The sequence below is a fragment of the Halanaerobium sehlinense genome, from assembly GCF_055379485.1.
The window spans coordinates 1,706,704-1,721,696 of record NZ_AP042442.1 but is presented as its reverse complement, the minus strand read 5'-3'; the positions used below and the strand labels follow the sequence as shown (position 1 = coordinate 1,721,696).

15 protein-coding genes and 3 tRNA genes are annotated in these 14,993 nt (G+C 27.5%); all 18 read left to right on the top strand.

Annotated features, from left to right (window positions below; genetic code table 11):
- Nucleotides 1-1,434 carry a hypothetical protein gene (locus ACZ446_RS08295; RefSeq protein WP_464392109.1) on the top strand — a complete coding sequence of 478 codons (1,434 nt, stop codon included), beginning with the start codon at nucleotides 1-3 and terminating at the stop codon, nucleotides 1,432-1,434.
- Nucleotides 1,435-1,458: 24 nt separating this feature from the next.
- A complete protein-coding gene (locus ACZ446_RS08290; RefSeq protein WP_464392108.1) occupies nucleotides 1,459-3,498 on the top strand; it encodes a hypothetical protein in 2,040 nt (679 codons plus the stop codon).
- Nucleotides 3,499-3,556: 58 nt separating this feature from the next.
- Complete coding sequence (locus ACZ446_RS08285) at nucleotides 3,557-4,015, top strand: phage holin family protein (protein ID WP_464392107.1); 459 nt, start codon at nucleotides 3,557-3,559, stop codon at nucleotides 4,013-4,015.
- Complete coding sequence (locus ACZ446_RS08280; RefSeq protein WP_464392106.1) at nucleotides 4,015-4,608, top strand: N-acetylmuramoyl-L-alanine amidase family protein; 594 nt, start codon at nucleotides 4,015-4,017, stop codon at nucleotides 4,606-4,608. Before ACZ446_RS08285 ends, ACZ446_RS08280 begins: the two co-directional genes overlap by 1 nt.
- Nucleotides 4,609-4,630: 22 nt before the next feature.
- Nucleotides 4,631-5,083: a hypothetical protein gene (locus tag ACZ446_RS08275; RefSeq protein ID WP_464392105.1), complete on the top strand. Its 453-nt coding sequence runs from the start codon at nucleotides 4,631-4,633 to the stop codon at nucleotides 5,081-5,083.
- Between the two features lie 126 nt (nucleotides 5,084-5,209).
- Entirely contained in the window at nucleotides 5,210-5,725 is a 516-nt protein-coding gene (locus ACZ446_RS08270; RefSeq protein WP_464392104.1) for a HEPN family nuclease, read from the top strand.
- A gap of 42 nt (nucleotides 5,726-5,767) precedes the next feature.
- Nucleotides 5,768-6,142, top strand: coding sequence for a DUF2513 domain-containing protein (locus ACZ446_RS08265; protein ID WP_464392103.1), 375 nt, complete (start codon nucleotides 5,768-5,770; stop codon nucleotides 6,140-6,142).
- A gap of 225 nt (nucleotides 6,143-6,367) precedes the next feature.
- On the top strand, nucleotides 6,368-6,937 hold the full coding sequence (locus ACZ446_RS08260; RefSeq protein ID WP_464392102.1) for a hypothetical protein: 570 nt from the start codon (nucleotides 6,368-6,370) through the stop codon (nucleotides 6,935-6,937).
- Nucleotides 6,927-7,223, top strand: coding sequence for a hypothetical protein (locus ACZ446_RS08255; RefSeq protein WP_464392101.1), 297 nt, complete (start codon nucleotides 6,927-6,929; stop codon nucleotides 7,221-7,223). The genes ACZ446_RS08260 and ACZ446_RS08255 overlap by 11 nt, the downstream gene beginning before the upstream one ends.
- On the top strand, nucleotides 7,220-7,645 hold the full coding sequence (locus ACZ446_RS08250; RefSeq protein WP_464392100.1) for a protein-export chaperone SecB: 426 nt from the start codon (nucleotides 7,220-7,222) through the stop codon (nucleotides 7,643-7,645). The genes ACZ446_RS08255 and ACZ446_RS08250 overlap by 4 nt, the downstream gene beginning before the upstream one ends.
- A 95-nt stretch (nucleotides 7,646-7,740) precedes the next feature.
- Nucleotides 7,741-7,983 carry an AbrB/MazE/SpoVT family DNA-binding domain-containing protein gene (locus ACZ446_RS08245; protein WP_464392099.1) on the top strand — a complete coding sequence of 81 codons (243 nt, stop codon included), beginning with the start codon at nucleotides 7,741-7,743 and terminating at the stop codon, nucleotides 7,981-7,983.
- Nucleotides 7,984-8,093: 110 nt separating this feature from the next.
- Nucleotides 8,094-11,099, top strand: a complete 3,006-nt coding sequence (locus ACZ446_RS08240; protein WP_464392098.1) for a UvrD-helicase domain-containing protein — start codon at nucleotides 8,094-8,096, stop codon at nucleotides 11,097-11,099.
- Nucleotides 11,100-11,196: 97 nt separating this feature from the next.
- A complete protein-coding gene (locus ACZ446_RS08235; protein ID WP_464392097.1) occupies nucleotides 11,197-12,036 on the top strand; it encodes a hypothetical protein in 840 nt (279 codons plus the stop codon).
- A gap of 591 nt (nucleotides 12,037-12,627) precedes the next feature.
- The gene (locus ACZ446_RS08230) at nucleotides 12,628-13,950 is read left to right on the top strand and encodes a putative bifunctional diguanylate cyclase/phosphodiesterase (RefSeq protein WP_464392096.1); all 1,323 of its coding nucleotides are present in this window, start codon (nucleotides 12,628-12,630) and stop codon (nucleotides 13,948-13,950) included.
- A 169-nt stretch (nucleotides 13,951-14,119) separates the two neighbouring features.
- Nucleotides 14,120-14,272: a hypothetical protein gene (locus ACZ446_RS08225; RefSeq protein ID WP_464392095.1), complete on the top strand. Its 153-nt coding sequence runs from the start codon at nucleotides 14,120-14,122 to the stop codon at nucleotides 14,270-14,272.
- Between the two features lie 327 nt (nucleotides 14,273-14,599).
- Nucleotides 14,600-14,688, top strand: a tRNA-Leu gene (locus tag ACZ446_RS08220).
- Nucleotides 14,689-14,785: 97 nt separating this feature from the next.
- Nucleotides 14,786-14,862, top strand: a tRNA-Val gene (locus ACZ446_RS08215).
- 12 nt (nucleotides 14,863-14,874) lie between these two features.
- Nucleotides 14,875-14,963: transfer RNA gene (locus ACZ446_RS08210), tRNA-Leu, on the top strand.
- Nucleotides 14,964-14,993 lie beyond the last annotated feature (30 nt).

The following is a 14,993-nucleotide window of genomic DNA, read 5'->3' as shown; positions in this document are numbered from 1 at the left end:
GTGAAATATCCAAATTGGGAGTATGGTTATGAAGATTTTATTAATCAGTACGAACCAGAAATAGTTATAGAAAGGAACGAAATAGCTGAAGTTCATGACAAAGAAGTTTGGTATCATGATACTACTGAAAATGAAGCTGGAGAAGAAGTTATATCAAGAACGAGATATACACGACAATATAGTTTTGTCGCTTCTTATGAAACCTTCGACTGTAATGGTGAATCAAAAACACTTCAGGAATGGATTGATGCATCTGAAGAAGATGGAGCAGAAACAAAGTATGAAATTCTTGAAAATTGGTTAGTGTTTAGAGATTTACCCTATGAATTTTCTTCTGCTATCTCATTCCATGGTGGTAGCTTTGTGGTTGATTGGTGGAGTGATGAACCAGAACCTTCCATAGAAGGCGTAGAATTTAATTATGTTTTTGTAGTAGCTTTAACTGATACACCTCCTATGAGTTTAAAAGCTAGAGTTTATCCTTGTAGTAGACGTGGTTTTAATAGAAGTTTATTACAAGGCTTAATGGAAAGTAGTATTAGAGACATAACACCTGGAAGTGATGAAGAGTTTAGTGGTGATAAGATTGATCAATCTGGTGGTGGAATTATAGGATATAATAATACTATAGAAAATCATATAGTTGGCAATACTACCAGGAATAACGTAGCTGATTTTGACTTTATTGTACATGAGTATGGTTTAGATATTCCAAATATTACATTTTTAGAAGATTGGGACGAAGGTTATTTAACACATTTACCTTATCCTACTATTATAAGTGGCATGAGAGGAGCTTTTCCAGGATATGAATATATAGATGAACCAGTTATACATTTTTCTCGAACACAGCTTTGGTGGGGTGTTAATGATTTAGGACTTTTAAATTTTTCTTCGAAAGTAGGTAATCCTATTAATACCATAATTAGAACCGAAAAAGATTTAAGTAATATTTCATATGGTAATGCAGGAACCTTTAAAATAGCAAACAATTTAGAAATAGAACAGTTGCCAGGTATTAGTGAGAAGTGGAATTCAGTTATTAGACCTTCTCTTGTATATGACTTTGTTTCCGGTTATGAAAACGCAATATCATTTAATTTATATGGGAATGGACATAAAATTACCGTTACTGGAGATTATAGTTATAGTGGTTTAGTTAACAATTACCGCGGAGGAACTATTAGAGATTTAACTATTGAAAATGGCCGTATTATTGGTTTTAGCGATATAGGCGTGTTTATTAATAGTGTAATTTATCGAGAAGGTGGGAATTATATACCAATTTATCCTACTAACCTTATTAATATTAAGGCTGTAAATTGTGAAATAATAGGACAAGGCAATCACGACTGGAGCGAGATGATTACTGATTTCATAGGCATAGGTGGGTTAATAGGAAAAGTAAACAATGCTCAATGGAAAAACTTTTAATAATGTTATTGGAGATGATATATTATGTCTTATGGAGTAAGTGTTGTAAATTGCTCTTTCATAGGAGAGATTAATACTAACTCTGTTGCTGGAGGGTTAGTAGGAGGTAGTTTTCATGATGCAGATGTACTAATAGATAATAGCTATTTTATAGGGACAATTAATAATATTCAAGATACCGAAGCAATAGCTGGCTTAGCTATTGGTACAGGTTATCATATTAACAAAAGTTATTCTGTGCTTAATCTAGAAAACATTTTTTCAGATATTGTTATAAGTCCTATAGTTGTAGAATATAAACCCTTTTTTGGAAGTTATCTTAATACGGGTGATAATTGTTATTATAATATTGAGTTACTTGCTGAACACGAACTTACTGATATCAAAGAATGGCAAAAAGGTAGAACCACTGAAGAAATGACTTATCCAGCTGATTTTGAAACAACTTATGAGGATTGGATTTTTGATGATACAGCTTATAATCACTGGTCAATTTTACAATCATTTAATAATGGTTATCCATTTTTAAATGTTATAACACCAATGTTTATTAGTTTTGAAGGTGTACTAGAGCTAAATGTTATGCCAATGGCTACTTCTCTTGAAGTTAATCTGGAAAGTATTTCTGCTTTCGCTCAATCTTTAGACCCATGGTTTCCTATCATTAGAACTAATATGGTTTCAAGAATTGATAATGGAGCTTTTGTCTCTGGAACATTGTTAAGGACTGGACCTTATGAAGAAGCTCTTTGGAATTATGGTATAAAAGGATTTTTTGAATATATACCAACTTCTAGTACATTTGATGATTTTGGGGCAAAGGACACATTTCCAGTTAGATTACCTGTGAAAACTACGGAGGTTACTTCTGTGAAAACCACACAGGATATTGCTCCAGAAGATACTGAAATTTTTGTAGAAAGTATTCCTGCAGAATGGCAGTTAGGAAGTGAAGAAGTAAAGTATTTAGAAATTACTGATGGTGAAAAGGTAGAGAAAATTAGTTATTCTTTAATAGAGGGTACTACTCTAAAAGAAGTAACACGCGGTGTACTTGGTTCTACTGCTAAAAATTTTACTGTTGCTAATGAAACTGTACTTTATACTTCTAGTTTAATGCTGTCACTGACTTGGGATGATGAAATTATTCCTTTAGGAAAGAGAACTGAATATAAGGTTAGAGCAGCGATTGAGGTAAATACTGAATTAAGTACTACAGGTAAAAGTGAAATATTTACTTTTTACGGCGGAGAACAGCTTGTTGGAAAAGACGAGTCACAACCAATGTCAGATTTAGACTTAGGAGAATTGTTTATTGATGCACGCGATTTAGAGACAGAGCAAGAATTATTTGATAGAGCTGAATTAAAGTTTGATGAAATGGAGCTGGAAGAGTGGAACAGCGAAGAGTTTAAAGAGTTTATATGGGATGAGTTTAAAAAACCTAGCACTCTTCAGTTTGGAACCATGACTTTAGAAGAATTAATTAAAATAGCTTCACATATAACTAGTTATACTGAAATTGATTTAATAAACAATTACAGCAGAGAAGAAATTGAACAGATTATTCAAGATAAGCTTGATATAGTAACTGTTGATGAAATAAATTCTTGGGACTTTGATGTCGCCAAACTAGTTGCGAGATTATTAACTGGTGAACCTTTTAGAGCTTATGAAGATTGGGCCGAAAGAGAAGTTAAAGATTTACTGATAATGTTGCTGACAAATGACTTTAATTTTGAGAATTTTGAAAACAACTTTCCATTTGATAAGTGGGAAAGTTTAATGAAGTCAAGATTAGAGTTAACTGTGAATAATAACGCTTCTATTGAGGTTGAATATAACCAATACGGTCCTTATAATTATATGATTGATTTTAATTTAGGTGATATTGTAGTTGTTGAATACCCAGGTGTTTTTAGAGCTATGACTAGAATAATAGAGGTTAAAGAAGAACACACAGTTAATGAAGGTAAAAAATACACTTTAACTTTAGGTAAAGAATTTGAAACATTAATAGGAAAGCTAAAATCAGATAAAGATTCAATAAGCGGAAGATTATAAATAAAATATACTATTCAGCCACCTTAACAGGTGGTTTTTTTTATTTGAGGTGGTAAATTTGAGAGGTAAATGGAGATTATTTATTACAGAAGTACACCATTATATTCAAAGACTGATTGAGCATCCAACTACAAAAGGCTTTCTTGCATCTGGGGGAACTGTAATAACAATGCTATTCGGCGATATGAACGTTTCTATGCAGAGCTTTTTAATACTTATTGCTGCAGATTATATTACAGGACTTATAAAGGCTGGCAGAAAGGGAGAATTATCTAGTTGGATGTCTAGAAAAGGTTGGGGTAAAATATCTACTTATGTGATTGTTATTTTATTAGGTAATTTAGTTACTCAACTTGGGATGACAGGAATGAGAGATTTTGTATTGTTATGGGCTGGAGCTACAGAGGCTATCTCTATTTTAGAAAACTGTGATGAGCTTGGTATAACTATACCTGATTTTTTAAGGAATAAATTGTTGCAAACTAAGGAAAAAAAGTTTGGAGAGGAGCTAAAATAATGAAAATTGCAGTGTTTGCTGGACATGGTGGAAGTGATCCAGGTGCAGTTGATCCAATTGAATTAGAAGAAAACGATGGAATATATCAAGATGATATTTATTCTGAAGAAAGTGATATTAATTTAGCTGCAGCATTAATTTTGCAGCCGATGTTAGAGCAAAAAGGGCATGAAGTTCTAATGGCCAGAACTGAAGATATTTATGTGAGTCTATATGACCGTGTTGATATGGCCAATGAAAATGATGTTGATTTAGTGATTTCTCTACATGCTAACGCAGCTTCTAACTCCACTGCAGCTGGTATAGAAACTCTCTATTATAGTTCTATGAGGTTTACAAGCAGAAAAGGTAAAAGGCTGGCTGGGCTAGTACAAACAAGATTGATTGATGTTACTGATACTCCTAATAGAGGTATTAAAGGAAGAGAAAAGCTCTGGGTGTTGCGTAAGACAGATATGCCAGCAATCTTTGTAGAAATGGGTTTTATAACTAATTTGAGAGAGGAAAAACTTCTTAATGAAAGAGAATATCTTTATTTGCTTATGGAAGCAGTTGCAAAAGGTGTTGAAGATTATCTCAAAGAAAGTTCTTAATTATGATAGTGGAGATAAGAAAATGAAGTTATCAATAAGTAGAGATAATAGTGATCTAATCCCTGAGCAACCTTCAATTGATGAAAATATTGCTGCAGCTAATGAAATCTTAAAAGATTATGAAAAAGAGTTGGATAAAGAATATATCAATGAAAATCGGTACTGGAAGTTTTTAATCTGGAAATACAAAGAGTTAGGCATGCCAGATAATATGAAAGAACTGTTGCTTAATGAAGCTATTAAGTGGGGGTTAATCCTCTTTGAGAAAGGAGGTGGCAAAATGGATCTTAAGAATTTAGGATTTGAAGCTGCTAATTTTATTATGGATGAAACAGAACTTGATGATCAGCTTTATAAATATTTAGCTGACCAGGCTAAAAAAGAAATACCAGGACATGATATTGAGCCAATTGCAGGGAAGATGCTGGAAGGGATAGGAAAGGAGCTACAGAAACCATTGAGGACAGATAAATAGACTATTATTTAACCTCTGGGGCGAAAGCTCTGGAGGTTTTTTGTTATTTATGGAGGAATTCAATTTTTTTTGTTTAAATAGATATAATATACAAAATTCTATTTATAAATAAAAGGATGATTTTTAATGAAAAAGAAAAATGAAAAAACTATCATTAAACAAGTGTCATTAAATCTTAACTTTTTAGGAAGTTTTATTGTTGAAATTGATCAAAATCCAGAAAAGACAATTAAGGATTTTTTTGAGGATTGGCAAAAATCAGTTGGATGGGATCAAAAAGATAATTATTCTCTTTTTAATCAAGGGGTTATTATTACTCATTTATATGGAATTTTAATTTATCCAAAAGAAATTTTCTGGGAAGATATACCTAAAATTAAAATAAGTAATATTAATAATGATAAATGGGGAAACTTTGATATATTAGAATATCGAGATGAAAAAGATTCAAGTGAAATAAATTTAAAATTCATTATAAGAAAACTGAGAAACTCATTAAGTCATGGTGATTTTGTTATTAATAATAATATGGATATAATTTTTAATGATCTGGATAAATTTAGTATAAAATTTAAGATAGGAGAATTACAGAAATTTACTAATGAATTAAGAAGAATTATAATATCAACAGATTTAGGTTAATAGTGTTAACTATATACGGAATAATAAAATAAAGGTGATATAATGAAAAGAGAAATACAATTATTTAGAAAAATATTATTTAAAATTGAAGGGGATTATAAACCAGGAGCTGGATCAATTGGAGAAATAAAAATAAACGGTTATGATTCTCAAGTGATTGCTGAACATTGTCGATTATTGGAAGAAGCAAGTTTAATTCAATATTATAAACCAATGCGGGCAGATAATAAGATATATTATTTTTCGGTTGGTCCACTCACAAATTTAGGATATGATTTTCTAGAAGAAATAAAAAATGATAGTTTATGGAAACAAATAGTAAAAAATTTTAATGAAAATGAAACACTTATTGCTATAAAAAATATTGCTAAGTTAGGTGCTGTGTCAAAAGAATTAATTAGTAATTTAATGTTATGATAATGTTAAATTTTATTTATTAAAAAAATTATCTCTAGAAAAAAGGATTTTTTGACTCAATAGCGAAATTTAGTTATAATAGGTATTAATGAAATATAAAGAGATATAAAAAATATCCAGCAAATAATCTTATTATTAATAAAAAATAATAGTTTTAAAAATTTTTATATAGAATTAAGTTCTTATTACATACTTTATTAATTAAGAAAATAGAAGGGTGTAGATATGCCAGATGCAATAACCGGTTATCATGGAACTGCTAGCCAGAATGTTGAAAGCATAAAAATAAATAATTATAGGATAAGAGAAGATAAAGGTCATTGGATTGGCAATGGAGTATATTTCTTTATTAATGGTTATGGTCAATCATGTATTGATTTAGCTGAAAAATGGGCTATAGCAGAAAGTTGGGATAATGATAATAAAAGATATACATACTCTTTTTATTCTATATTAAAAAATGATATTTTAATCTATAAAAACAGTGTATTAAATTTAAGAAATCCTGAAACTATAGAACTTTTAAATAAATATAAAGAAGATTTAAAGAAAGAAATAGAAATGAAGGAGTACAGAAGTGAATTAAATGATTTTAAAGTTATTGAGCATTTAAAAGAAAAATATGATATAGATATAGTAATAGCAGATGTATATATAAAATTTACAGAAGAAAGAATTACAAGATTAAATTCTCGTATACCTAACTGTACAATAATTTCTGTATCTGCTAAAGAATTAATAAATAAAGATTCTTTAGAGGAAGTAAAAAAAGGGAGGGTCGAAGATGCGACTTGAAGATTTAGATAGAAGAGATGATTTGATGGTCAATCTTGAAGAATTGAAAGAAAAAATGGATAGTTATTTAAAAAATGTAACGAGAGATGAATTAAAAAAGGATTTAGAAAAAGTAGGGATTACAGTTGAAGATGTCTCAAGCCATGAATTAGATTATTGTAGCTCTGAAATTGATCTTAGCGAATTTATTGACAAAGAATTTACCTTTGATTCAGATCTGAACAATTTTAGTTTAACAATAAATGATATTGATGAAGAATATGAAGTGGAGTTATTAGCAGCATGAAAAAAAATAGAAGTATATTAGAATTTAAAAACTACTATATTGATGAGTTTATTTATAAAAAGAATGAAGATTTTACTAAAAAAAATGATGAACAAATAGAAGTGAATTTTGATTTTGAATTTGGAATTGAGAGAAAAGACGATAATTTTAAAAGGATAGTAACTTGTTATATATTTGATGAAGATTATATTGAAAATAATAAGCCATTCTTTATAAAATTGAGAATTAATGGAATGTTTAGTTTATCTAATTTTGATGAAGATAATGAAAAACATAGGGAGATAATAACAAGAAATACGTTATCTATTTTATTTCCTTATATAAGAAGCATTATAAGTCATATTACTTTAGAAATGCAGGTCGGCCCTGTTCAAATGCCACCAATGAATATTAATTCTTTTTTTAAAAGTCAAAATAATTAAGTTAACAACCAGCCTTAGCGCTGGTTTTCTTTTTGCTTTTAAAGAAAAATTATGGTAAAATATTCACAATAATACAAAAAAGGAGACGATTATTAATGAAATCAACAGGTATTGTCCGAAAAATCGACGACTTGGGTAGGATGGTTATTCCAATTGAGCTGCGTAAAACAATGAATATTAACAAAAAAGATCCGATGGAGATTTTTGTTGATGGTGATGAAATTATTTTAAGTAAATATGAGCCTGCCTGTATTTTTTGCGGAAGTATGGATGAAACATTTGAATTCGAGGGTAGAACTATTTGTAGTATTTGTCAGGGGAAAATTTCAGATAAATAATCGATATATCCGAGTATTACTTACTTGTTTGTAGAGATATTAGGTAATACTGGGATATATAAAATTATTTTCATTAAAAAAATATATATTTAAATTAGGGGAATTGAAATATGTCATTTGAAGATATTGAAAAGAAGATTAACTATGCTAAAAAAATCAATAGTACAATTAAACATATATCAAAAAATAATATTATTACTAATTTTATAGATTCTCGCGTTAGTCAACACCAGAAAAAACGAAAAGAAACTAAAGAAACATTTGAAGAATTTATTTCTAGTATGGAATCAATAGATAATAAAGTCAAAAACAAAATAAATAAAATTTTAGATGTACAAATAAAAAGTCCTAGTAAGTATAAAAAGAATGTTGATAAATTAATTAAAGAACGAAATGATTTATTTGACTCATTTAAAAAAGAAGAGTCAAATGAGTATTTAAAAGAAGATGAAATAAGCAAAATTAATTCTTTTAAAAATAATCTTGATGATTATGAGAGATTATTGGAAGAAAAAATTAGTTATCTTATAAATCTAAATAATTTTATTGAAGAATATAATAATTTTTATTCTTCAGTAAAGCATTTACATAATTATAATGATTACCTAACTAAATCAAAAGAAAAAAATTTAAAAAGTGAATTAGATAAAATTAAGACAAGTTTTGAAAAAATAAAGAATTCTATTAAAAATAACGAGTCTACAATAGATAAATATTCAGAAAAAATTAATGAATTAATGGATCTATTAAATAATTATAATAAAAAATTCATAGATAAAGAAATAGAGGAATTTAGCTATTTATTTACTGATGTTGGAGGGTCTGGACTAGATTTAAATCGTAGACAATGCGAAGCCATTATAAAAAATGATAATTATAATCAAGTTATTGCTGCAGCTGGTACCGGTAAGACACTAGTTCTTACATATAGGATTAAATATTTAGTAGATAAAGGTGTTGCTCCAAATAGAATAGTTGCGCTTACTTATACAAAAGAGGCCTCTAAAGAAATGAAAATAAGGCTTAAAGAAAATTTTAATATTACTGATGTAAAAGTGAGTACAATACATTCATTTGCTTATAAAATTGTTCAAAATAATTCTAAGCAGAAATTATCAGTTGTTGGAGATAATGAGATTAAGAATATTATTGAAAATATATTAAAAAGATTTCTTAAAGAAGATGATAATCCTTTTTTATATAATTATTATCAATTTTTAAAATATGATGAAGTAGATTATATTACAGAAGAAGATTTTGAAGATAAATCAGAATATGTTGCCGAAATGAAAAACAAAAAGTACCATACACTTAAAGGAGAAGAAGTCAAGTCAAGAGCGGAAAAAGCTATAGCAGACTTTCTTTTGCTTCATGACATAGATTATCAGTATGAAAAAACCGCTAGTTGGGCAGATAAGCATGAAGAAAAAAGAGTATATCAGCCAGATTTTTATATTCCAGATTATGATATTTATATAGAACACCTTGGAGTAAATAAGGAAGGTGAAGTTCCAGCTTGGTTTGAATGGACAACTGAACAATATCAAGATAAGATAAAATGGGCTAGAGAACAATTTAAAAAACATGATAAGAATCTTATTGAGACATTTGATTATAATTATCATGATGGTATACTTGAAAAAAAATTATATACAAAACTTACTCTCAATAAAGTGAATTTAAATAAAATGAAATTTAATGACTATATAGATGAAGTTTTTGAGCATTCTAAGTCAAATATCATAGATAGTTTTATGGATTTTATTAGTAATGCAAAAACATTTAATATTGCGCCTAATAATATTAAGCCTAGATTAAATAAAAATAACAAACGTCAATATTATTTTGGTATGTCTGCAGCAGTCATTTATAAAAATTATAATCAAAAATTAGAAGAAAATAATCAAATTGATTTTAATGATATGATATATAAGGCATATGAAATATTAAAAGAAGATCCTGAAAAGTATTATTCAATGTATGATCATATGTTAGTTGATGAATTTCAGGATGTAGCTGAGAGTCACATTAATATTATAAAACAATTTTTTGAAAAGGATTCTAAGGTGAAATTATTTTGTGTAGGAGATGATTGGCAGAGTATTTATTCTTTCCAAGGGTCAGAACCTAAATTTTTTATTGATTTTAATAATTATTTTGATGAGTCAGCAAAAACTTATTTAACAGAAAATTTCAGATGTCCTAAAACAGTTCTTGATGCTGGAAACCAACTAATTAATAATAATGAGCATCAAATATCTAAAAAAGTGGAAGCGAAAAGTGGAAGGGATACAACCCCTTATTTACATATATTGGACCCAAATAGTGGATCTTATGATAAATATATAGCTAACTACACAGTAAAGCTTATAAAAAATATTATTGATAATGATAATGCTCCAGATGACATTATGGTTTTATGTAGATATGATGATGGTTCTCCATATATAAGAAATGTAAAGAAAAAACTAAAAAGTAATAATATTGCTTATCGTGGCAAGAATAATTATTTTAACCCTGAAGATTCTAATTCGGAACCTGAGAACGCTGTATCAGTCTATTCTGTTCATCAGTCAAAAGGGAGAGAAGCAAAACATATAATAGTTTTACATGTTACAAGCAATGATTGCTATAGTTTCCCGGTGCAAAATAGAGTAGATGAACTTATAGAGCCTGTTCAAAAAGTTGATATAGGTAGTATAGAGGAAGAAAGAAGACTTTTTTATGTAGCGATAACAAGGGCCGAAAATGATCTTCATATTCTTACTCAAAAAGATAATGAGTCTCCTTTTATTGAAGAGATTAGAGATTTTCTTGAAATTGAAAAAACTTTTAATAACATTAGTGAAGTAGGTTCTTCTATAAGTTTTACTGCTAAGGTTAGAAAACTTTTTAAAAATAATCATGAAAGCCAAAGACAGGCTGGAGTTTTAGAAGATAATTACCAAAACACTTTGTTATTTGTATCGTGGGAAAACTCTAATTCTCCAATTGTTAAAGAAGACGTGTGGTATAGATTTGACAAAGTACAGGTAAATGAATTTAATAATCAAAAACAAATAGTATTAAATGGAGATACTAAAATTACAAATTTATATGATGAAACAATAAAATAATATATTATATTTTTTAATAATGAATGATTTTTTTGTTTTTATATAAAAATAAATTTAAGTAATATTAAGTTATTAGTTTTGATGGAGATGAGATTTAATGGATTATAAAATTTTTGAAATGAATGTACATAAGAAACAGGTTAAGAATTTTTATTTCTTTGGTACAATATTTATCGCTGTATTTGTATTAGGTTTTATAGTTTACCTAACTTATTTTAAAGATTTATTTTTTGAATTAATATTAGCAAAGTCTTTTTTAATAGTGACTATATTTTCTGTTTCAATGTATTTTTTTACTTTAGTTTTATATTATTTCACTAAAAAAACAATTGTAGATTTATATAATAGTATAGATAAGGAAAAGGAAAAAAATTTCAAAGAAATTAATAAAGAAAAAATAAAATTAAGATATCTTGAAGAATTGAATGAGACTTATAATAAAATAGAAAAGAGTGATTTAAGTTTAGAAGAATTAAATGAAAATTTTTTAAAAGACCCAAAGAAAATAACTAGAGATTTTTTTAATCAAAAATTAATTGTTTTAGAATTAAAAAAGAGTGTTGAAGAAGTTAAACTAGAAGAGAAATATGCTAAATTTAGAGAAAACAATATATGGAAAAATATTATCTTTGAGGGAAGTTACTATTATATAATTTACTTTATAATTATGTTTTTACCTGTACAAAAATCTTTTTTAGATTTTGTTTTAAGATTTATTTATTATAATTTTTTAATGATGATTTCTATAACTTATTTAAGTTATATTGTAAAAATTATTCAGGACATTTCTAAAAAAGATGGATATTCTAGTCTGAAGAAAAAAATATTTAAAATTATAATAATTATAATATCCTCTATTCCAATTCTATCAGCTTTATATTTTCAAAACCCTATTAAAAATTATTTCTTTAAAAAAGCAATTGAAATTATTTATTAAATAATTAAGAGGAATAAATTATTTTTAAGATCAACTTTATTAATTTAGTTGATCTTTTTAATTAATAAAGGACTTTTTTTATTTTTATTGAATTATTAAATTAATGAAAAAGTTTTGAGAAAAGATGATAATATATTACAATTATTGTTGTAGAAACAAATTCAAAATCTTTTGGGGAAATTTTAAAATACTTAATCCAAAAGATAATATAGCAAAAACGATTAGATGTTTTGTTCTCAAAAGGACTAAATAAAGTATAGATAAATAAAAGTAGTAACTCTATAATATTTTTTATTAATCGTAACATACCTATAGTTTTGAATACTTTTATAAGCAGCCATAAACATTTATTTTTTATGTAATATTTGGTATGCATTATTACTATTTTATCTTTTTATGATATTATGATTAAAGATAGGTGCTATAATATAATAAGTTCAAAAAAGAAGGATTATCCGGAATAAAAAAATAGTTTAGTAGTTATTTGATTCAGAGTTAGCTGATAGTTTTATTGAAATGTGTTGATCTCTTAATACGTGAAATTAATTTTAGTCATGACTAGTATTTTATTATTTTTAGGAAGTGATTTAAATGAATAAAAGATTTAAAATTGATAATGAAACTGAAGAGAAACTCTATTATCTTGCTTATTATGATTATTTGACAGGATTAACAAATGAAAATTACTTTCATCAACATCTAATAGAAAAAATAAAAAATATTAATGAAAATGAAAAATTAGTTGTTATATATGCAAGAATTAGAAATTTAAGTGAAATAATAAATATACTAGGATATAGTAATAGTAATAATTTTATAAGAGAAATAGCAGATAAAATAAATAATTCTTTTCTTGATATAGATATTGTTTCATTATATAGAGGAAACCAATTTTTAGTATTATTTTCAATAGATGCAAACAATATAAATAATTATCTAAGCATTGAAGAAAAAATAAATGAATTTTTAAATGAGCTCAAGAAATTTGTTGCTAATTCTGGGTATAATTATTTATTAAAGATAAATATTGGAGCTTCAATATATCCTGAACAAGCTGAGAATGCTGAGGATTTATTATCTAAGGCTCATCACGCAATGTCTTTAGTTGATTCGAATAATGATGATTATAAGATTTATAATGAAGATATATTTTTAAAAAAATTATATTATGAGTCATTAAAAAAAGATTTAGAAAAAGCGATATCAAATAATGAATTTTTTCTTGAATTTCAACCAAAAGTAGATAGTGTTAATGAAAAAATTGTTGCTGTAGAAGCACTTCTTAGATGGTATCACCCTAAAAAAGGTTTGATATCTCCAAATGAATTCATTCCAATGGCAATAAATAGTAGATATATCAAAAAAATAGGGGTGTGGGTTCTAGAAAAAGCATTTGAAACTTTGAAAGAATGGATTTCTATGGGTAATGATGAAATTAAAATTTGCATTAATCTATCTTCATGTGAACTTAATGATCCAGATATAATAAAACAAATTGAAGAGGTATCAAAGCTTTATGATGTACCTAATAATTTAGTTGAAATAGAGGTAACCGAAAGGGCAGTTATTAATATCCGTGAAAAAGCTTTGAATAAATTAAAAGACTTAGGGTTTTTAGTGGTGTTAGATGATTTTGGTACTGGTTATTCTTCTTTAAGTTATTTCGGAAAATTCCCAGTAGATATTTTAAAATTAGATAAATCATTTCTTTCTGATATTACGAATTGGAAAACAAAAACTCTTGTTGAAACAGTAATAAATTTATCACATAGCTTTAATGTAAAAGTTGTTGGTGAAGGTATAGAAACTAAAGAAGATCTAGAAATATTAAAAAGTTTAAATTGTGATTATATTCAGGGTTATTATTTTTATAAGCCTATGTCAAAAGAAGAAATTGAAAAAATAATTATATAAAAATTAATTTTAAAATAATAAATACAAAAGGCGGCATATAAAATACTATCTAGAAAATCTAAGCTCTGATCAGTTAAAGGAGATAGATAATAAAAATAGTAGTAACATTATTAAGAACACCTTACATATTTAAATTCCTGGTTATAGTAAATACCATGTATTTAAAAAAGTGGTTAAAGAATGGGAAAACCTGCAGCATGAAATTATCAATTTAGAAAATGAGATTAAAAAAATTGACAATGAAATAGATCAGATAGTTTATAAATTATCTAATTTAACTGAAGAAGAAATCCAGATTGTTGAAAATAGTATTGATGATTAAAATAATTACATTTAATCTATAAAATTCTTTTTATGTATAACTAATCAAAAAAAGCACTCCCGGTAAGCTAAGTGCCGGGAAAGTGCCATTTTCTTTCGGAAAGGGTATATATACGCAATAAAACTTTTTTTAATTTTTTCTTGACAACCCTATGAACCGTTGATATAATACAAAATGTCGCAAGTGAAAAAAGCGAAGCGGAAACGGTAATTAGGACTGCAAATCCTTTATTCGTCGGTTCAAATCCGTCTGCCGCCTCCAATTTTACTTTACAAATTAAATTTTCATTGATATAATACATAATGTTCTAAGTTAAATATTTTACAGGCCGGGGTGGCGGAATTGGCAGACGCATCGGACTTAAAATCCGGTGGGAATTTATTCCCGTGTCGGTTCGAGCCCGACCCCCGGCACCACTTTTATACATATTTAACTTTTATTATTTATTATCAGATATTGCTGAAAATAAATAGTTGTAATGTAAGACTTGGAAATGCTGACTTAATCTTTTAAGTTGGTATAGCTCAGTTGGTCAGAGCGCTACGTTGACATCGTAGAGGCCAGTGGTTCGAATCCACTTACCAACACCATTTTAATAACAGGCCGGGGTGGCGGAATTGGCAGACGCATCGGACTTAAAATCCGGTGGGAATTTATTCCCGTGTCGGTTCGAGCCCGACCCCCGGCACCACTTTTTGGTTAATTAATGCTGAACTGAAAA

What these genes read in the sequence shown, in the direction of transcription:
- ACZ446_RS08290 (WP_464392108.1), top strand. Translation starts at nt 1,459, where the DNA reads ATGTCTTATGGAGTAAGTGTTGTAAATTGCTCTTTCATAGGAGAGATT.
- ACZ446_RS08280 (WP_464392106.1), top strand. Translation starts at nt 4,015, where the DNA reads ATGAAAATTGCAGTGTTTGCTGGACATGGTGGAAGTGATCCAGGTGCA.
- ACZ446_RS08275 (WP_464392105.1), top strand. Translation starts at nt 4,631, where the DNA reads ATGAAGTTATCAATAAGTAGAGATAATAGTGATCTAATCCCTGAGCAA.
- ACZ446_RS08270 (WP_464392104.1), top strand. Translation starts at nt 5,210, where the DNA reads ATGAAAAAGAAAAATGAAAAAACTATCATTAAACAAGTGTCATTAAAT.
- ACZ446_RS08265 (WP_464392103.1), top strand. Translation starts at nt 5,768, where the DNA reads ATGAAAAGAGAAATACAATTATTTAGAAAAATATTATTTAAAATTGAA.
- ACZ446_RS08260 (WP_464392102.1), top strand. Translation starts at nt 6,368, where the DNA reads ATGCCAGATGCAATAACCGGTTATCATGGAACTGCTAGCCAGAATGTT.
- ACZ446_RS08255 (WP_464392101.1), top strand. Translation starts at nt 6,927, where the DNA reads ATGCGACTTGAAGATTTAGATAGAAGAGATGATTTGATGGTCAATCTT.
- ACZ446_RS08250 (WP_464392100.1), top strand. Translation starts at nt 7,220, where the DNA reads ATGAAAAAAAATAGAAGTATATTAGAATTTAAAAACTACTATATTGAT.
- ACZ446_RS08245 (WP_464392099.1), top strand. Translation starts at nt 7,741, where the DNA reads ATGAAATCAACAGGTATTGTCCGAAAAATCGACGACTTGGGTAGGATG.
- ACZ446_RS08240 (WP_464392098.1), top strand. Translation starts at nt 8,094, where the DNA reads ATGTCATTTGAAGATATTGAAAAGAAGATTAACTATGCTAAAAAAATC.
- ACZ446_RS08235 (WP_464392097.1), top strand. Translation starts at nt 11,197, where the DNA reads ATGGATTATAAAATTTTTGAAATGAATGTACATAAGAAACAGGTTAAG.
- ACZ446_RS08230 (WP_464392096.1), top strand. Translation starts at nt 12,628, where the DNA reads ATGAATAAAAGATTTAAAATTGATAATGAAACTGAAGAGAAACTCTAT.